We start from the raw sequence: 17,793 nt of genomic DNA, 5'->3' as shown, positions 1-17,793 counted from the left end.
TCAGAACATGACGCCTACCGTCGCCGAACTGGACGTCTTCGCGGACGACCTGGACCAACGCACCTCGCATGCGAAGGAGATGGACGACCGCAAGTTCACCATCAACTTCGGCCCGCAACACCCGGCCGCGCACGGCGTGCTGCGTCTGGTGCTGGAGCTGGACGGCGAGGTCGTCGAACGCGTCGATCCGCACATCGGCCTGCTGCACCGCGGCACCGAGAAGCTGATGGAGTCGCGGACCTACCTCCAGAACATCCCGTATTTCGACCGGCTGGACTACGTCTCGCCGATGAACCAGGAGCACGCCTTCTGCCTGGCCATCGAGCGGCTGCTGGGCGTCGAGGTGCCGTATCGCGGTCAGCTGATCCGGGTCCTGTACTGCGAGATCGGCCGCATCCTGAACCACATCATGAACGTGACGACCCAGGCGCTCGACGTCGGGGCCCTCACGCCGCCGCTGTGGGGATTCGAGCAGCGCGAACAGCTGATGGTGTTCTACGAGCGGGCCTGCGGCGCGCGCCTGCACGCCAACTACTTCCGCCCCGGCGGCGTCCATCAGGACCTGCCGATGGCCCTGATCGACGACATCGATCGCTGGTGCAAACAGTACCCGGGCAAGCTCGCCGACCTGGAAGCCCTGGTCACCGAGAACCGCATCTACAAGCAGCGCAACGTCGACATCGCCGTCGTCACCAAGGAACAGGCCCTGCAGTGGGGCTTCACCGGCGTGATGCTGCGCGGCTCCGACATCGCTTGGGACCTGCGCCGCTCGCAGCCGTACGAATGCTACGCCGATCTCGATTTCGATATCATCGTCGGCAAGAACGGCGACTGCTGGGACCGCTACCTCTGCCGCATCGAGGAGATGAAGCAGTCGGTCCACATCATGGAGCAGTGCATCCACAAGCTCCGCAACTGCCCGGGCGAACCCGTCATGAGCGAGGACAACAAGGTCGTTCCGCCTCGCCGTGGCGAGATGAAGCGGTCGATGGAATCCCTGATCCACCACTTCAAGCTTTACACCGAGGGCTTCAAGACCCCGGTCGGCGAGGTCTATGCCGCCGTTGAAGCGCCCAAGGGCGAGTTCGGCGTCTATCTGGTCTCGGACGGCACCAACAAGCCGTACCGCTGCAAGATCTCGTCCCCCGGCTTCCGCCACCTCCAGGCCATGGACTGGATGAACCGAGGCCACATGCTGGCCGACGTCTCCGCCATCCTGGGTTCGCTCGACATCGTTTTCGGAGAGGTGGACCGATGAGCGTTCGTCGTCTCGCCCAGGTCCAGCCTGAGTCCTTCGCCTTCTCCAAGGCGACCATGACCAAGGCCAAATGGTGGATCGCCAAATACCCGGAAGAGCGCAAGCAGTCGGCGGTGATCCCGATCCTGTGGCTGGTGCAGAAGCAGGAAGGCTGGGTCTCCGAGCCCGCCATCCGCGCCGTCGCCGAGCTGCTGGGCATGGCCTACATCCGGGTGCTGGAGGTCGCGACCTTCTACACCATGTTCATGCTGGAGCCGGTCGGCTCGGCCGCCCTGATCCAGGTCTGCGGCACGACGCCCTGCATGCTGCGCGGCGCCGGCGACCTGATGAAGGTCTGCAAGGACCGGATCGGCCCGAAGCAGACCCTGTCGGCCGACGGCAAATTCTACTGGGAAGAGGTTGAGTGCCTGGGCGCCTGCGTCAACGCCCCGATGGCCATGGTCAACGACTACTACCATGAAGACCTGACCGCCGCCGACATGAACCAGATCATCGACGACTTCGCGGCCGGCAAGACGCCCAAGCCGGGTCCGTACGTCGACCGCGTCAACTCGGCGCCGGAGGGCGGGGCTCTGACCCTGACCGATCCCAGGCTCTATGACGGCTCGGCCGCCAAGCCGATCAAGAAACTGCCGAACAGCGAGCCGGTGAAGGCGCCCGCCTGATGTCGAAGCTCGATCCGAAATCGCCGAAGGCGCTGCAGGGAAGCGGCGTCGCCTTCCTGGGCGCCGGTGTGGCGTTCCTCGTGATCGGCGCGACCAACCGCAGCCTGCTGGCCTTCCTGGGTGTCGGCGGGGCCTTCATCGCCATCGGCCTGAGCTTCATCGCCAAGGGCAAGAAGGCTGGAAAAGGGGAGGGTGACGCTTGAGCCTTCCCAACCTCAATACCGACGAAGGCCGTCTGGCCTATCGCAAGGAGCTGCGGCGCGTGGCCTGGCCGATCCGGCTGGCTGGCTTCCTGCTGATCGTTCTGGGCGGTCTGCTGGCGCTCGGAGCGCGCACGAACACGCTCGGCCTCGACAACGGGATCCTGCCGGTCGCCTACGCGGCCCTGGCCCTGGGCTGGGTGCTGTTCCTCGCGGCGATCCTCATCCGCACCCGGCATCACAAGCGTCGTCTGGCGGAGGGGCTGTGATGTCCCTGCATCATTCGGCGACGGATCGACTCCATATGGTCAAGCTGTCGTGCCAACGTCAGCAAGACGAACGATGCTCTCTGGTCAGTCAGGACCAGGGGATATGGAATGGCGGATCGGAAACCCGGCAAGCGCGGGCGCGCGTCCGCTCGGCCGTCGAAAACGCGACGGCGGGCCGCCGCCTTTCTCGCCAATCTGCTCGGCGTCTTGGGGATGACCGCGGGCGGGCACGCCCGTCCGGAAACGCCCCAGTCTTCGCAACCTCTGCCTTCGCGCGCGGCTCCGTCGCCGTCGCCTTCTCCTGTTTCTCAGCCGACCGGCCCCGTTGATGCTCCTGAACGCCCATCGCCTTCCCCAAATCAAACGCCTGTCCTCGGCGAGCGCGACCGTCGCGACCGTCGAAGCGAGCTGTCACGTTCCCGGCTGTGGCGACCGGATCCACCTGGTTGGGGAGGCGGCCCGATGATCGGCATGCTTGAAGACAAGGATCGCATCTTCACCAACCTTTACGGGCTCCAGGACTGGGGTCTGGAAGGCGCGAAGAACCGCGGCTGCTGGAACGCCACCAAGGACATGCTGGACATGGGCCGCGACTGGCTCATCACCAACGTCAAGAACTCGGGCCTGCGCGGCCGCGGCGGCGCCGGCTTCTCGACCGGCCTGAAGTGGTCCTTCATGCCGAAGGAACTGAAGGATCGCCCGCACTATCTCGTCGTCAACGCCGACGAGTCCGAGCCCGGCACCTGCAAGGACCGGGAGATCATGCGTCATGATCCCCACCTGCTGATCGAAGGCTGCCTGATCGCCTCCTTCGCGATGCAGGCCCACGCCTGCTACATCTATCTGCGCGGCGAATATGTGCTCGAGCGCGAGCGCATGGAGGCGGCGGTCAAGCAGGCTTATGAAGCGAAGCTGATCGGCAAGAACAACGTCCACGGCTGGGACTTCGACGTCTACATCCACCACGGCGCCGGCGCCTATATCTGCGGCGAAGAGACCGCCCTGCTGGAAAGCCTGGAAGGCAAGAAGGGCCAGCCGCGCCTGAAGCCGCCGTTCCCCGCCGGCGCCGGCCTCTACGGCTGCCCGACGACCGTGAACAACGTCGAATCCATCGCCGTCGTGGGCACCATCCTGCGTCGCGGCGCCGACTGGTTCGCCGGCTTCGGCCGTCCGAACAACACCGGCACCAAGCTGATGTCGATCTCGGGCCATGTGAACCGCCCGTGCAATGTCGAAGAGTCGATGTCGATCCCGCTGCGTCAGCTGCTGGAAGAGCATTGTGGCGGCGTGCGCGGCGGCTGGGCCAATCTGAAGGCCGTCATTCCGGGCGGGGTCTCCGTGCCCCTGATCACCCGCGAGATGTCCGAAACCGCCCTGATGGACTTCGACAGCCTGCGCGAAATGCGCTCGGGCCTCGGCACCGCGGCGGTCATCGTCATGGACAATGACACCGACCTGGTGAAGGCGATCGCCCGCATCAGCTATTTCTACAAGCACGAGAGCTGCGGCCAGTGCACGCCGTGCCGCGAAGGCACCGGCTGGATGTGGCGCGTGCTCGAACGCATGGCGATCGGCGAGGCGGATCCGTCCGAGATCGACCTGCTGCTCGACGTCGCCGGTCAGGTCGAAGGCCACACCATCTGCGCTCTCGGCGACGCCGCGGCCTGGCCTGTCCAGGGCCTGATCCGGCACTTCCGTCACGAGATCGAGGACCGCATCCAGCAGTACCGCACCCGCCGCGCGAACTTCGCCGGCCACGCGATCGCGGCGGAGTAAAGATGAAGGCAGCGATCGTCATCGCTGGAGGACTTCTCGGTCTGGCCGCCTGCGGTCAGCCGGCGGAGAAGGCTGCGCCCAAGGCGACGGAGACGGCCTCGGCTGCCCCCGTGACTTCGGACGCCGCGACCGCGCCGACGGGCCCGCTGTCGGCCGTCGATCTGCGCCGTGTCTGCCGCGCGGGCCTCGCCGCCATCCACGGCCAGGAGCCGGACGCGATCCAGATCACCGGTCTGGAAGGCAGCGTCGTCAACGCCCAGTGGCCCGCGCCCGTCGACGGCGGCCTGATGAAGGCCCAGTGCCGCACCGAGGGTGCGATGCTGACCTGGAAGCCGGTCGATCTGCCCGATCCCGCAGACAATCGCTGGATGAACCAGTCCGGCGACCCCGCAAACACCTTCGCCGTCAAAGGCGACGTCGTGACGGTCACCCAGACCTTCCCCGACGGTACGAACCAACAGTCGGACCTCACGGTCCCTGCGAGTAAAGAGGCCGCCTGATGCCCGTCGCCAAGGTCAACGGCGTAGAAACCGAATTCGAGCCCGGCATGACCGTGCTGCAGGTCGCCGAGCGCGCCGGGCATGAGATTCCGCGCTTCTGCTACCACGAGCGGCTGTCGATCGCCGGCAACTGCCGCATGTGCCTGGTCGAGGTGAAGCCCGGACCGCCGAAGCCGCAGGCTTCGTGCGCGCTTCCGGCCGCCGAGAACCAGGAGATCTTCACCGACACACCGATGGTCAAGAAGGCCCGCGAAGGGGTGATGGAGTTCCTGCTCATCAACCACCCGCTCGACTGCCCGATCTGCGACCAGGGCGGCGAATGCGACCTGCAGGACCAGTCGGTCGGCTACGGCCGCGACGGCTCGCGCTATTCCGAGAACAAGCGCGCCGTCGAAGAAAAGAACATGGGTCCGACGGTCAAGACCTTCATGACCCGGTGCATCCAGTGCACCCGCTGCGTCCGCTTCATCTCCGAAATCGCGGGCGTGCCGGACATCGGCATGATCTCGCGCGGCGAGGACGCCGAGATCACGACCTATCTGGAAAAGAACGTCGACTCCGAACTGTCGGGCAACGTCAACGACCTGTGCCCGGTCGGCGCCCTGACCCACCGTCCGTGGCAGTACCACTACCGTCCGTGGGAACTGAAGAAGACCGAGACCGTCGACGTCATGGACGCCCTGGGCTCGAACATCCGCGCCGATAGCAAGGGCGCCGAGGTCATGCGCGTCCTGCCGCGTGTCAACGAGGGCCTCAACGAGGAGTGGCTGACCGACAAGAGCCGCTACGTCGTCGACGGCCTGCAGAAGCGCCGCCTGGACCGTCCCTACATCCGTGAGAACGGCAAGCTGCGCGTCGCCACCTGGGACGAGGCCCTGTCGGCGGTCGCCGCGAAGCTGAAGGCAGCCCCGGCGGATCGCATCGGCGCCATCGCCGGCGACCTGCAGGACGCCGAAGGCATGAAGGCGACGCTGGACCTGTTCCGCGCGCTGGGCTCGGCCAACACCGACTGCCGTCAGGACGGCTCGACCCTGGGCTATGGCCCGCGTGAGAGCTGGCTGTTCAACTCCAGCCTGATCGGCATCGAACAGGCGGACGCGGTCCTGCTGGTCGGCGTGAACCCTCGCACCGAGGCCCCGCTGCTGAACACCCGCCTGCGCAAGATCTGGCTGGCCGGCAAGGCCGAGATCGGCGTGATCGGCGAACAGGCCGACCTGACCTATCCCTACAGCTACCTCGGCGCCGGTTCGAAGACCCTGGGCAAGCTGCCCAAGGCCGCGGTCGACACCCTGACCAAGGCCCAGCGCCCGGCCATCATCGTCGGCGGCGACGCCCTGTCGGGCGACAATGGCGAGGCCGTCCTGAACGCCCTCGGCGCCCTGGCGAAGAAGGTCGGCGTCATTGCTGACGGCTGGAACGGCTTCAATGTCCTGCACCACGCCGCCTCGCGCGTCGGCGGTCTGGACATGGGCTTCGTGCCCGGCGAAGGCGGTCTGACGGTCGCCGAGATGCTCAAGCCGGACGCGCTGGACGTGCTGTTCCTGCTGGGCGCCGACGAGGTCAACTCGACCGCCTCGAACGCCTTCCGCGTCTATCTGGGCAGCCACGGCGACAACGGGGCGCACAGCGCCGACGTCATCCTGCCGGGCGCCGCCTACACCGAGAAGTCGGGCCTTTACGTCAACACCGAGGGCCGGGTGCAGATGGCCGAACGGGTCGTCTTCCCCAAGGGTGACGCCAAGGAAGACTGGGCCATCCTGCGCGCCCTGTCGGCCAAGGTCGGTCAGACCCTGCCGTACGACACCCTCGACCAGCTGCGTTCGAAGCTGATGGCCGACGCCCCGAGCTTCGGCCGCATCGACGCCCTGCCGACGCCTGTGGATTTCGATCCCTCGAAGCTGGGCAAGAAGGGCGATCTCGGCGATACGGCCTTCGTCTCGGCCGTGGCTGATCCCTACCTCAACAATCCGATCGCGCGCGCCAGCGACACGATGGTCGAGCTGTCCGCCCTGCGGTCGGCCCCGGCTGCGGCAATGGCGGCGGAATAACCCATGGACCCGATGTCTTTCTGGACCACACCCCTCGGCTGGTTCCTGGCCACCACGGGCGCCGTACTGCTCGTCACCGTCGGCGTTCTGATCGCCGTGGCCTTCCTGCTGCTCGCCGACCGCAAGATCTGGGCGGGCATCCAGATGCGCAAGGGCCCCAACGTCGTGGGTCCGTTCGGCCTGCTTCAGTCCTTCGCGGACATGATCAAGTTCGTCCTGAAGGAAGTGGTCGTCCCGGCCGGCGCCGACAAGGCGGTCTTCCTGCTGGCCCCGATCATCACCGTGATCACCGCCTTCATCACCTGGGCGGTCATTCCGTTCGCCCCGGGCTGGGTCATCTCCGACCTGAACGTCGGGATCCTGTACATCTTCGCCATCTCGTCGCTGGGCGTGTACGGCATCATCATGGGCGGCTGGGCTTCGAACTCGAAGTATCCGTTCCTCGGCTCGCTGCGTTCGGCGGCCCAGATGGTCTCCTATGAGGTGTCCATCGGCCTGGTGATCATCAACGTCATCCTGCTGGCCGGTTCGATGAACCTGACCGAAATCGTCACCCAGCAGCAGGGCTGGTTCTGGAACTGGTTCGCCTTCGGCGGCGGTCTGGAGAGCCTGCCGACCATCGTGATCATGTTCCCGATGCTGATCGTCTTCTTCGTCTCGGCCCTGGCCGAGACCAACCGCCCGCCGTTCGACCTTCCCGAAGCGGAATCCGAACTCGTGGCCGGCTATCAGGTCGAATACTCCTCGACCCCGTACCTGCTCTTCATGATGGGCGAGTACGTGAACATCATCTTCATGTGCGCCATGATCAGCATCCTGTTCTGCGGCGGCTGGAACCCGGGCTTCCCCATCGACTTCGCGGCCGACTGGAATCCCTTCCTCGTCAATGCCCTGCTGTTCCTGGTGCTCTTCGCCAAGATCGTCTTCTGGTTCTTCATGTTCGCCGTGGTGAAGGGCTTCGTGCCCCGCTACCGCTACGACCAGCTGATGCGCCTGGGCTGGAAGATCTTCCTGCCGACCTCGCTGGTCGCCGTCGTCGGCGTCTCGGCCTGGCGCGTCTTCGCGATGGGGGCGTGATGCGCATGATCCCCGCCGCCATCCTCGCCGCCCCCGTGCTGCTCGGCGCCCCCGTTCTTCTTGGCGGCTGCGCCTTCCCCCAGCCCTATGAGGCCGATCCGACGTCGGTCTACGGCTGGCAGCGCCGGCAGGACGACATCCAGCGCCGTGAAGACGAGCGCGTGCGCCTGTGCGCCATCATGAACAAGGACAGCGATCGCTACAAACGCGACTGCACCCGTCCGGGAGACCCCATCCGATGATCGCCCGTTTGATCCAGACCGCGAAGGGCGCCCTTCTGCTCGACGCCTTCGGCGCCGTCGGCCTGACGGTCCGCGAGATGTTCCGTCCCAAGATGACGGTCAACTATCCGTTCGAGCGCAACCCGCAGTCGCCGCGCTTCCGCGGCGAGCACGCCCTGCGCCGCTACGCCAACGGCGAAGAGCGCTGCATCGCCTGCAAGCTGTGCGAGGCCATCTGCCCGGCGCAAGCCATCACCATCGAGGCCGAACCGCGCGCCGACGGCAGCCGCCGCACGACCCGCTACGACATCGACATGGTCAAATGCATCTACTGCGGCCTGTGCCAGGAGGCCTGCCCGGTGGACGCCATCGTCGAGGGACCGAACTCCGAGTTCGCCACCGAGACGCGTGAGGAACTCTATTTCGACAAGCAACGCCTGCTCGAAAACGGCGACCGCTGGGAACGGCAGATCGCGAAGAATCTGGAACTCGACGCGCCTTATCGCTAAGGCGCTCAACGCTTAAACAGAGCCGCGATTCACGGATCGCGGTTCAGGACGGAAAGGGGCGCTGGGCCCATCATGCTGCAAGGCATAGCCTTCTACCTGCTGGCGACGGTCGCCGTGGTCTCTGGCCTTCTGGTCGTGACCATGAAGAATCCCGTGCACAGCGTGCTCTTCCTCATCCTGGCCTTCTTCTCGTCGGCCGGATTGTTCGTCCTGCTGGGCGCCGAATTCCTGGCCATGCTTCTGGTCGTGGTCTACGTCGGCGCCGTCGCGGTGCTGTTCCTGTTCGTCGTCATGATGCTGGACGTCGACTTCGTCGGCCTGCGCGAAGGCTTCGCCCGCTACATGCCGATCGCCATCATCGTGGCGACCGTGCTGCTGATCGAGATGATCATCATCACCTCGGCGGTCGTGACCGGCGGGGCAGGGGCCCAGGCCCGCGACGTTCTGGTGGCCACGCCGGAAACCTCGAACATCGAGGCCATCGGGCGGGTGCTCTACACCGACTACATCTACTTCTTCCAGGCGGCCGGGATCGTGCTGCTGATCGCGATGATCGGCGCCATCGTCCTGACGCTGCGCCACAAGCCGGGCGTCCGTCGCCAGAAGATCCACGACCAGGTCACGCGCGACGCCAAGACCGCGATCGAGATCAAGGGCGCCGCTTCGGGCGCCGGCCTCAGCCCCGAGGAGCTTCTCTGATGATCGGTCTGCACGCCTATCTCGTCGTCGCGGCCATGCTGTTCACCATCGGGGTGTTCGGCATCTTCGTGAACCGCAAGAACGTCATCATCATCCTGATGTCGATCGAGCTGATCCTGCTCGCCGTGAACATCAATTTCGTCGCCTTCTCGACCTATCTGCACGACGTGCAGGGGCAGATCATGGCGATGTTCGTCCTGACGGTCGCCGCCGCGGAGGCCGCCGTCGGCCTCGCCATCCTGGTGACCTTCTTCCGTAACCGCGGCGACATCGCCGTGGACGACGCCTCGGTCATGAAGGGCTGATCGTGAACCTGCACTTGCTCGTCACTCTCGGCGTTTTCGCCCCCCTCCTGGGCGCCGCCATCGTCGGCTTCTTCGGTCGCCGTCTCGGGGACATCGTCTCCCAGACCATCACGACCGGCCTGCTGTTCTTCGCCTGCGCCGTGGCCTGGACCGTCTTCGGCCAGTGGACCTGGGGCGGCCTCGAGCCCTTCACCGTCAAGATCGCGCCCTTCATCACCGTGGGCGACTTCAAGTCGGTCTGGTCGATCCGCGTCGACGCCCTGTCGGCGACCATGCTGATCGTGGTGACCAGCGTCTCCTCGCTCGTCCACCTCTACAGCTGGGGCTATATGTCGGAAGACGACAGCCGCCCGCGCTTCTTCGCCTATCTGTCGCTGTTCACCTTCGCCATGCTGGCGCTGGTCACCGCCGCCGACTTCATGCAGCTGTTCTTCGGCTGGGAAGGGGTGGGCCTGGCGTCCTATCTGCTGATCGGCTTCTGGTACAAGAAGTCGACCGCCTCGGCCGCCGCCATCAAGGCCTTCGTCGTCAACCGCGTCGGCGACTTCGGCTTCGCGCTCGGCATCATCACCGTCTTCTGGATGTTCGGCACGATCAACTTCGCCGAGCTGTTCCCGATGATCGGATCGAAGGCCGGCACGACCTGGGAGTTCCTTGGCCATAACTGGTCGGCGATCGACCTGGCCGCCTTCCTCCTGTTCATCGGCGCGATGGGCAAGTCGGCGCAGTTCTTCCTGCACACCTGGCTACCGGACGCCATGGAAGGCCCGACGCCCGTGTCGGCCCTGATCCACGCGGCGACCATGGTCACCGCCGGCGTCTATATGGTCTGCCTGCTGTCGCCGATCTTCGAATACGCCCCGACCGCCTCGCTGATCGTGGCCATCGTCGGCGCCATCACGGCCCTGTTCGCCGCGACCGTCGGCATGATGCAGAACGACATCAAGCGGGTCATCGCCTACTCGACCTGTTCGCAGCTGGGCTACATGTTCTTCGCCGCCGGCGTCGGCGCCTATCAGGGCGCCATGTTCCACCTGTTCACGCACGCCTTCTTCAAGGCCCTGCTGTTCCTGGGCGCCGGTTCGGTGATCCACGGCATGCACCACGAGCAGGACATGCGGAAGATGGGCGGCCTGTGGAAGCTGCTGCCGATCACCTATGCCGTCATGGTCATCGGTACGATCGCCATCACCGGCCTGGGCATTCCGGAAGTGGGCGGTTTCGCCGGCTTCTACTCGAAGGACTCGATCATCGAGAGCGCCTTCGCCGCGGCCTCCAGCGGCCATTCGCCGGCCGGCTATTTCGCCTTCTTCATCGGCATCATGGCCGCGGGTCTGACCAGCTACTATTCGTGGCGTCTGATCTTCATGACCTTCCACAACAAGCCCCAGTGGACGGAAGAGGCCCTGGCCGCGCATGCGCACGACCATGCTGACGATCACGCCTCGCACGCCCAGATCGAGACCCACTCCGAGCCGGATGGTCACGACGCGCACGGCGACCACGCGCATGACGACCACCACCACGGCCCGCTGCACCCGCACGAGAGCCCCTGGGTCATGGTCGTGCCGCTGCTGCTGCTGTCGGTCGGCGCCGTCTTCGCGGGCATGGTGTTCGCCCCGAACTTCATCGGCCACGGCGAGCACGAGTTCTGGCGCGGAGCCATCTTCACCGGCGCCCACAACCACGTCCTGCACGAGAGCCACGAGGTTCCGATGTGGGTGAAGCTGTCGCCGCTGGTCCTGACCGTTCTCGGCGCCCTGATCGCCTTCTGGATCTACGTCCTCAAGGAAGGCGTCGCGAAGTACTGGGCCGAGCAGAAGAGCCCCGTCTGGGCCTTCCTCTACAACAAATGGTACTTCGACGAGCTGTATGACGCCGTCTTCGTGAAGGGCGCCAAGGCCATCGGCGACTTCTTCTGGAAGATTGGCGACGTGAAGATCATCGACGGCCTGGGCCCCAACGGCGCCGCCTGGTCCTCGCTCAAGTCCGCGAGTTGGCTGTCGAAGTTCCAGTCGGGGTACGTCTACTACTATGCGTTCGTGATGTTGGTCGGTGTCGCCGGCTTCCTCGCCTTCGCTCTCTATGCGTTCGGAGGCTGACCGTGCCCGCAATCCTGAGCATCGTCACCTTCCTGCCGCTGGTCGGGGCCCTCGTGCTCCTGGCCGCGCGGTTCACGCAGAAGACCGCTGACGCCGCCGCGCCGCTGGCGCGCTGGATCGCCCTGATCACGACCCTGGCCACCTTCGCGGTGTCCATCGTTCTGGTCATGCAGTTCGATCCGTCGAACACGGCCTATCAGTTCGTCGAGATGCACAAGTGGTTCGCGGGCGCGAGCTATCATCTGGGCGTCGACGGGATCTCGATCCTGTTCGTCCTGCTGACGGCCTTCCTGCTGCCGATCTGTATCGTGTCGAGCTGGAAAGCGATCGAGACGCGCGTCGTCGAATATATGATCGCCTTCCTGGTGCTGGAGACCCTGGTCATCGGCGTGTTCACGTCGCTGGACCTGTTCCTCTTCTACATCTTCTTCGAGGGCACCCTGGTCCCGATGTTCCTGATCATCGGCATCTGGGGCGGGGCGAACCGGATCTACGCGTCCTACAAATTCTTCCTCTACACCCTGCTGGGGTCGGTGCTGATGCTGCTGGCCATGCTGTGGATGGCCTACTACGCCGGCACCACCAGCATTCCCGAGCTCAAGGCCTTCCACTTCCCGGCCGAGTTCCAGCCGCTGCTGTGGCTCGCCTTCTTCGCCTCCTTCGCGGTGAAGATGCCGATGTGGCCGGTCCACACCTGGCTGCCCGACGCCCACGTCCAGGCGCCCACGGCGGGTTCGGTCATCCTGGCCGGCATCCTGCTGAAGCTCGGCGGATACGGCTTCATCCTGTTCAACGTGCCGATGTTCCCCATCGCGTCGCAGATGTTCCAGCCGTTCGTGATGACCCTGTCGGTCATCGCCATCGTCTACACCTCGCTGGTCGCCTTCCGTCAGACCGACATCAAGAAGCTGATCGCCTATTCGTCGGTCGCCCACATGGGCTTCGTGACCATGGGCATCTTCGCCGGCAACGCCCAGGGCATGCAGGGCGCCGTCTTCCAGATGCTGAGCCACGGCCTGATCTCGGGCGCGCTCTTCCTCTGCGTCGGCGTGGTCTATGACCGGATGCACACCCGCGAGATCAGCTTCTACGGCGGCCTGACCTCGCGCATGCCCTGGTATGCGGCCATCTTCCTGATGTTCACCATGGCCAACGTCGGCCTGCCGGGCACCTCGGGCTTCGTCGGCGAAATCCTGACCATGACCGGCGGCTACCAGGCCGCGACCTGGGTGGCCTTCGTCGCCGCCTCGGGCGTGATCTTCTCGGCCGTCTACGCCCTGACGCTGTACCGCAACGTCATGTTCGGCGAGATCACCAACCCGGCCCTGGCCGACATCAAGGACATCGACCTGCGCGAGCTGGTCATCTTCGTCCCCCTGATCGTCGGCACCATCTGGCTGGGCGTGCAGCCTGACCTGGTGCTCAACTATACCGCCGCCTCCGTCGACGCCGTCGTGGGCGTCTATCGCGCCGCGATCGGCGGGTGAGATAACAATGCCTGATCTGTCCTCCGCCCTTCATCTCGCCGCCCCGGAGCTCACGCTCGCTATCGGCGGTCTGGTCCTGCTCGTGCTCGGCGCCTTCATCGGCGAGAAGAGCGCACGTCTGATCTCGATCCTGTCGGTGGCCCTGCTGGTCGCCGCCTCGGCCATCGCCGCCACCGGCCCGCTGGGCGCGGCCTTCCACGGCGCCTATGTCGCCGACCCGCTGGCGGTCTACGCCAAGGTCGTCATCTACCTCTGCTCGGCGGTGGCGGTGATCCTCGGCGGCGGCTGGATGCAGCGCAACAAGATCGCCAAGTTCGAGTTCCCGATCCTGATCGTCCTGGCCTCGGTCGGGATGAGCATGATGGCCTCTTCGGGCGACCTGATCTCGCTCTACGTCGGCATCGAGCTGCATTCCCTGGCCCTCTATGTCCTCGCCGCCTTCCACCGCGACGACCTCAAGGCCTCGGAAGCCGGTCTGAAGTATTTCGTCCTCGGCGCCCTGTCGTCGGGCCTGCTGCTGTACGGCGCCAGCCTGATCTACGGCTTCACCGGTTCGATGCGCTTCGAGGACATCGCCGCCGTCGCCTCCGGCGACCACGTCGGCGCCGGTCTGATCTTCGGTCTGGTGTTCCTGATCTCGGGTCTGGCCTTCAAGGTCTCGGCCGCGCCGTTCCACATGTGGACGCCCGACGTCTACGAAGGCGCTCCGACCCCGGTCGTCGCCCTGTTCGCCACGGCCCCCAAGGTCGCGGCCATGGTCCTGATCGTCCGCGTCCTGGACGGCGCCTTCATCGGCATCCATGCCCAGTGGGCCCAGGTGCTGGTGCTGATCTCGCTGATCTCGTTCGCCGTCGGTTCGTTCGGCGGTCTGGCCCAGAAGGACATCCAGCGCCTGCTGGCCTATTCCTCCATCATCAACATCGGCTATGCCCTGCTGGGCATCGCCGCCGGCACGACCGTCGGCGTCCAGGCCATGCTCATGTTCATGACCCTGTACGTCATCGACCAATTCGGCTTCTTCGCCCTGATCCTGTCGCTGTCCAAGGGCGGCAAGCCGATCCGCAAGATCGCCGATCTGGCCGGTCTGAAGAAGACGCGTCCGGTCACCACGGTGGCCATCACCGTCCTGTCGCTGTCGGTTCTGGGGATGCCCCCGTTCTCGGGCTTCTGGGGCAAGTTCTACGTCTTCGGCGCGGCGGCGAGCGCCGGCTACTGGATGGTGGCGGCGGCGGGCCTCGTGGCCTCGGTCGTGGCGGCCTTCTACTACCTGCGCATCCTCAAGCTGATGTGGTTCGATGCGCCGCTGGACGAGGTCGGCACGGACGCCGCTCCGGTCGAGTCGCAATGGATCGGCTGGGCCTGCGCGGCCTTCTCCTTCCCCGTCGTGATCCTCGGTCTGATCTATCTCGAGCCCCTGGCCAAGGCCGCGGCCGCCGGCTTCGGAGCCGGGTAGGGCGGTGACGCCCGCACCGATCCTGCTGCTCGAAGAGACGGATTCCACCAACGCCGAGGCCCGTCGTCGGGCTGAGGCGGGCGAGCGCGGTCCCCTGTGGATCGTCGCCCGCCGTCAGTCGGCCGGTCGCGGTCGGCGCGGGCGCGAGTGGGTCAGCGAGACCGGCAACCTCTATGCGACCCTGCTGACCACCACGCGCAAGGCTCCGGCCGAGGCGGCGCAGGTGACCTTCGTCGCGGCGCTGGCCGCCGCCGATCTGGTCTGCGAGCTGGTCCCGCCGCCACTGGTCACCATCAAATGGCCCAATGACGTGATGGTCGAGGCCGACAAGCTGGTCGGCATCCTGGTCGAGTCCGGACCTCACGAAGACGGCGGCCTGTGGCTGGCCGTCGGCATCGGCGTCAACCTGACCGAAGCCCCGACCGGGACCGAACGTCCCGCGACGTCCGTCGCCGCCCATCTGAAGGGCGACGTCCATTCGACGCCCCGGATCGAGGACGCCGCCGAAATCCTCGCCGGTCATTTCGCCATCTGGATGAACCGTTGGGAGACCCTGGGCTTCCAGCCGGTGCTCGACGCCTGGATCGCCCGCACCCGGGGCCTCGACGGTCCCTGTGTCGCCCGTCTGGGCCATGAGACGCTGGAAGGCATGGCCGAAGGCGTGGAAGCCGACGGCGCCCTGCGTCTGCGGCTGCCCGACGGCCATCTGCGCCTGATCTCGGCGGGCGATGTCTTCTTCGGTTCGACCTCAGGAGGGCAGGGCTGATGCTGCTGGCCATCGAACAGGGCAACACCAATACGCTCTTCGCCATCCACAACGGCGAGGCGTGGATCGCCCAGTGGCGCACGGCGACCGAGGCCAACCGCACCGCCGACGAATACGCCGTCTGGCTGAGCCAGCTGCTCCACATGCACGCCCTGTCGTTCGACGAGCTGACAGGCTGCATCATCTCCAGCGTCGTGCCCCAGTCGATCTTCAACCTGAGGAACCTGTCGCGGCGCTATATGAACGCCGAACCACTGGTCATCGGCGAGAATGCGAAGCTCGGCATCGAGGTGCGGATCGCCAAGCCGTCGGAAGCCGGCGCGGACCGTCTGGTCAATGCCATCGGGGCCCATCTGGTCTATCCGGGCGACCTGCTCTTGATCGACAGCGGCACCGCCACCACCTTTGACATCGTAGCGGCCGACGGCGCCTTCGAGGGCGGCCTGATCGCCCCGGGCATCAATCTGTCGCTACAGGCCCTGCACGAAGCCGCCGCGAAACTGCCTCGCATCGCCATCCAGAAGCCGGAGAGGGTGATCGGCAAGGACACGGTCGCCGCCATGCAATCGGGCGTTTTCTGGGGCTATATCGCCCTCATCGAGGGACTGGTGTCCCGCATCAAGGCCGAGTGGGGCGCACCGATGACGGTCGTCGGCACCGGCGGCGTCGCCTCCCTGTTCGAGGGCGCCACAACAGCAATTGACCGGTTCGATCCGGACCTGACCATCCGCGGCCTGCTGGAAATCTGGCGCCGCAATACTGATTTGAAAGACTGAATGAAAAAATCTGCCAACGACGAACTCGTCTTCCTGCCGCTGGGCGGCTCGAACGAGATCGGCATGAACCTCAACTGCTACGGCTATGGGCCGGAGCATAATCGCCAATGGATCATCGCCGACGTCGGCGTGACCTTCGGCGACCCTTCGACGCCCGGCATCGACGTGATCGTCCCCGATCCGTCCTTCCTCGAGGGCGAGAAGATCAAGGGCATCGTCCTGACCCATGCGCACGAGGACCATATCGGCGCCTTGGGCTGGCTCTGGACCCGGATGAAGGCCCCGCTCTATGCGACGCCCTTCACCGCCTTCCTGATCCGCGAGAAGCTGCGCGAAGCCGGCATCCTGAACCAGGTGAAGATCCACGAGGTGCCGCTGGGCGGGACCATCGACCTGGGTCCGTTCCAGGTGACGATGATCACCATGACCCACTCGATCGCCGAGCCGAACGGCCTGGCCATCAAGACGCCTCTGGGCACGGTGTTCCACACCGGCGACTGGAAGATCGATGACGGCCCCGTCGTGGGTCAGGTCACCGACGCCTCGGCCATCACCGCGCTCGGCGACGAGGGCGTGCTGGCCATGGTCTGCGACAGCACCAACGTCTTCTCCGAAGGCTCGGCCGGCTCCGAGACCGGCGTCGCCGAGGAACTGGACAAGCTGATCGGAAGCCTCAAGCACGGCCGCATCGCGGTCGGCTGTTTCGCCTCCAATGTCGCCCGGATGGACAGCGTCATCCGCGCCGCCGAGAAGCACGGCCGCCGGATCTTCCTGGCCGGCCGCTCGATGAACCGCATCACCGCGGCGGCGAAGCACGTCGGCATGCTGTCCGACGTGAAGAAATTCCTGTCCGACGAAGAGGCCCGCGTCTGGCCCGCCGACGAGATCCTGTATCTCTGCACCGGCAGCCAGGGCGAACAGAACGCGGCGCTCGCCCGCGTCGCCTCCGGCACCCACCCGACGGTCAAGCTGGGCCGTGGCGACCACTGCATCTTCTCCGCCCGGGTGATCCCCGGCAACGAGCTGTCGATCGGCCGTCTGCAGGACCGCCTCGCCGAGCGCGGCGTGCGCCTCTACACCGAGAAGGACCATCCCGGCATCCACGTCTCGGGCCACCCCTGCCGTGACGAGCTGCGCCAGATGTACGCCTGGGCGCGGCCGCAGATCGCGGTCCCGACCCACGGTATGCGCCGCCACATCGCCGAACACGCCCTGTTCGCGACCGAGCTGGGCGTTCCCGAGACCGTCACCCCGCGCAATGGCGACATGGTGCGTCTGGCCCCCGGACCGGCGGCCATCATCGACGAGGTGCCGAACGGCCGCCTGTTCGTCGACGGCGGCATGCTGGTGCCCGAACAGGGCGAGGCCCTGCGCGAACGCCGCCACGCCTCGACCAACGGGGTGATCGTGGTCTCCTTCGCGATGGACCGTCGCGGCAAGATCGTCTCCGACATCGACGTGCGCGGCATCGGCCTGCCGGGCGATGAGGAAAGCCCGCTGGGCGAGGCTCTCGACGAACTGGCCGAGCGCGCCGAACAGGCCGTCAACAGCCTGAAGGGCGACGCCCGCGAGGACGACACCGTGGTCGAACAGGCCGTGGCCCGGGTCCTCAAGAAGGCCTCGCAGCAGATCTGGGACCGTCGCCCCATCGTCGAGACGGTGATCCTGCGTCTCTGAACGTG

The 17,793-nt window shown here is 65.9% G+C and carries 18 protein-coding genes; all 18 read left to right on the top strand.

The window, feature by feature from the left end:
- Positions 1–79: 79 nt before the first annotated feature.
- The 18 genes from AC1ROD_RS09755 (at position 80) to AC1ROD_RS09670 (ending at position 17,788) form a co-directional block, all read left to right on the top strand.
- A complete protein-coding gene (locus AC1ROD_RS09755) occupies positions 80–1,258 on the top strand; it encodes an NADH-quinone oxidoreductase subunit D (protein WP_492948438.1) in 1,179 nt (392 codons plus the stop codon).
- The gene (nuoE, locus tag AC1ROD_RS09750; protein ID WP_492948056.1) at positions 1,255–1,923 is read left to right on the top strand and encodes an NADH-quinone oxidoreductase subunit NuoE; all 669 of its coding nucleotides are present in this window, start codon (positions 1,255–1,257) and stop codon (positions 1,921–1,923) included. The genes AC1ROD_RS09755 and nuoE overlap by 4 nt, the downstream gene beginning before the upstream one ends.
- On the top strand, positions 1,923–2,126 hold the full coding sequence (locus tag AC1ROD_RS09745) for a hypothetical protein (RefSeq protein WP_492948055.1): 204 nt from the start codon (positions 1,923–1,925) through the stop codon (positions 2,124–2,126). Before nuoE ends, AC1ROD_RS09745 begins: the two co-directional genes overlap by 1 nt.
- Positions 2,123–2,392, top strand: coding sequence for a hypothetical protein (locus AC1ROD_RS09740; RefSeq protein ID WP_492948054.1), 270 nt, complete (start codon positions 2,123–2,125; stop codon positions 2,390–2,392). The genes AC1ROD_RS09745 and AC1ROD_RS09740 overlap by 4 nt, the downstream gene beginning before the upstream one ends.
- A 462-nt stretch (positions 2,393–2,854) precedes the next feature.
- The gene (gene nuoF, locus AC1ROD_RS09735) at positions 2,855–4,168 is read left to right on the top strand and encodes an NADH-quinone oxidoreductase subunit NuoF (RefSeq protein WP_492948053.1); all 1,314 of its coding nucleotides are present in this window, start codon (positions 2,855–2,857) and stop codon (positions 4,166–4,168) included.
- A gap of 2 nt (positions 4,169–4,170) precedes the next feature.
- A complete protein-coding gene (locus AC1ROD_RS09730) occupies positions 4,171–4,668 on the top strand; it encodes a hypothetical protein (protein ID WP_492948052.1) in 498 nt (165 codons plus the stop codon).
- Complete coding sequence (nuoG, locus tag AC1ROD_RS09725) at positions 4,668–6,716, top strand: NADH-quinone oxidoreductase subunit NuoG (RefSeq protein WP_492948051.1); 2,049 nt, start codon at positions 4,668–4,670, stop codon at positions 6,714–6,716. Before AC1ROD_RS09730 ends, nuoG begins: the two co-directional genes overlap by 1 nt.
- 12 nt (positions 6,717–6,728) lie before the next feature.
- The gene (gene nuoH, locus AC1ROD_RS09720) at positions 6,729–7,793 is read left to right on the top strand and encodes an NADH-quinone oxidoreductase subunit NuoH (RefSeq protein ID WP_492948437.1); all 1,065 of its coding nucleotides are present in this window, start codon (positions 6,729–6,731) and stop codon (positions 7,791–7,793) included.
- Entirely contained in the window at positions 7,793–8,035 is a 243-nt protein-coding gene (locus AC1ROD_RS09715) for a hypothetical protein (protein ID WP_492948050.1), read from the top strand. Before nuoH ends, AC1ROD_RS09715 begins: the two co-directional genes overlap by 1 nt.
- Positions 8,032–8,523 carry an NADH-quinone oxidoreductase subunit NuoI gene (nuoI, locus tag AC1ROD_RS09710; RefSeq protein WP_492948049.1) on the top strand — a complete coding sequence of 164 codons (492 nt, stop codon included), beginning with the start codon at positions 8,032–8,034 and terminating at the stop codon, positions 8,521–8,523. Before AC1ROD_RS09715 ends, nuoI begins: the two co-directional genes overlap by 4 nt.
- Before the next feature lie 72 nt (positions 8,524–8,595).
- Positions 8,596–9,222, top strand: coding sequence for an NADH-quinone oxidoreductase subunit J (locus AC1ROD_RS09705; RefSeq protein ID WP_492948048.1), 627 nt, complete (start codon positions 8,596–8,598; stop codon positions 9,220–9,222).
- Positions 9,222–9,527: an NADH-quinone oxidoreductase subunit NuoK gene (gene nuoK, locus AC1ROD_RS09700; RefSeq protein ID WP_207931989.1), complete on the top strand. Its 306-nt coding sequence runs from the start codon at positions 9,222–9,224 to the stop codon at positions 9,525–9,527. Before AC1ROD_RS09705 ends, nuoK begins: the two co-directional genes overlap by 1 nt.
- An 8-nt stretch (positions 9,528–9,535) precedes the next feature.
- Positions 9,536–11,629: an NADH-quinone oxidoreductase subunit L gene (nuoL, locus tag AC1ROD_RS09695; RefSeq protein ID WP_492948436.1), complete on the top strand. Its 2,094-nt coding sequence runs from the start codon at positions 9,536–9,538 to the stop codon at positions 11,627–11,629.
- A 2-nt stretch (positions 11,630–11,631) separates the two neighbouring features.
- Positions 11,632–13,116, top strand: a complete 1,485-nt coding sequence (locus tag AC1ROD_RS09690; RefSeq protein ID WP_492948047.1) for an NADH-quinone oxidoreductase subunit M — start codon at positions 11,632–11,634, stop codon at positions 13,114–13,116.
- A gap of 7 nt (positions 13,117–13,123) precedes the next feature.
- A complete protein-coding gene (nuoN, locus tag AC1ROD_RS09685; protein WP_492948046.1) occupies positions 13,124–14,569 on the top strand; it encodes an NADH-quinone oxidoreductase subunit NuoN in 1,446 nt (481 codons plus the stop codon).
- A 4-nt stretch (positions 14,570–14,573) separates the two neighbouring features.
- On the top strand, positions 14,574–15,335 hold the full coding sequence (locus AC1ROD_RS09680) for a biotin--[acetyl-CoA-carboxylase] ligase (protein ID WP_492948045.1): 762 nt from the start codon (positions 14,574–14,576) through the stop codon (positions 15,333–15,335).
- Positions 15,332–16,111, top strand: coding sequence for a type III pantothenate kinase (locus tag AC1ROD_RS09675; RefSeq protein ID WP_492948435.1), 780 nt, complete (start codon positions 15,332–15,334; stop codon positions 16,109–16,111). The genes AC1ROD_RS09680 and AC1ROD_RS09675 overlap by 4 nt, the downstream gene beginning before the upstream one ends.
- Positions 16,112–17,788, top strand: a complete 1,677-nt coding sequence (locus AC1ROD_RS09670) for a ribonuclease J (RefSeq protein WP_492948044.1) — start codon at positions 16,112–16,114, stop codon at positions 17,786–17,788. It begins immediately after the preceding gene.
- Positions 17,789–17,793: the final 5 nt, after the last annotated feature.

Source organism: Brevundimonas sp. GW821-FHT12E07, from assembly GCF_058807035.1.
The sequence above is the reverse complement of the archived record's forward strand: the minus strand, read 5'-3'. Positions and strand labels throughout refer to the sequence as shown.

Coding starts and splice junctions, on each gene's coding strand:
- AC1ROD_RS09755 (WP_492948438.1), top strand. CDS start 80: ATGGACGACCGCAAGTTCACCATCAACTTCGGCCCGCAACACCCGGCC.
- nuoE (WP_492948056.1), top strand. CDS start 1,255: ATGAGCGTTCGTCGTCTCGCCCAGGTCCAGCCTGAGTCCTTCGCCTTC.
- AC1ROD_RS09745 (WP_492948055.1), top strand. CDS start 1,923: ATGTCGAAGCTCGATCCGAAATCGCCGAAGGCGCTGCAGGGAAGCGGC.
- nuoF (WP_492948053.1), top strand. CDS start 2,855: ATGATCGGCATGCTTGAAGACAAGGATCGCATCTTCACCAACCTTTAC.
- AC1ROD_RS09730 (WP_492948052.1), top strand. CDS start 4,171: ATGAAGGCAGCGATCGTCATCGCTGGAGGACTTCTCGGTCTGGCCGCC.
- nuoG (WP_492948051.1), top strand. CDS start 4,668: ATGCCCGTCGCCAAGGTCAACGGCGTAGAAACCGAATTCGAGCCCGGC.
- nuoH (WP_492948437.1), top strand. CDS start 6,729: ATGTCTTTCTGGACCACACCCCTCGGCTGGTTCCTGGCCACCACGGGC.
- AC1ROD_RS09715 (WP_492948050.1), top strand. CDS start 7,793: ATGCGCATGATCCCCGCCGCCATCCTCGCCGCCCCCGTGCTGCTCGGC.
- nuoI (WP_492948049.1), top strand. CDS start 8,032: ATGATCGCCCGTTTGATCCAGACCGCGAAGGGCGCCCTTCTGCTCGAC.
- AC1ROD_RS09705 (WP_492948048.1), top strand. CDS start 8,596: ATGCTGCAAGGCATAGCCTTCTACCTGCTGGCGACGGTCGCCGTGGTC.
- nuoK (WP_207931989.1), top strand. CDS start 9,222: ATGATCGGTCTGCACGCCTATCTCGTCGTCGCGGCCATGCTGTTCACC.
- nuoN (WP_492948046.1), top strand. CDS start 13,124: ATGCCTGATCTGTCCTCCGCCCTTCATCTCGCCGCCCCGGAGCTCACG.
- AC1ROD_RS09670 (WP_492948044.1), top strand. CDS start 16,112: ATGAAAAAATCTGCCAACGACGAACTCGTCTTCCTGCCGCTGGGCGGC.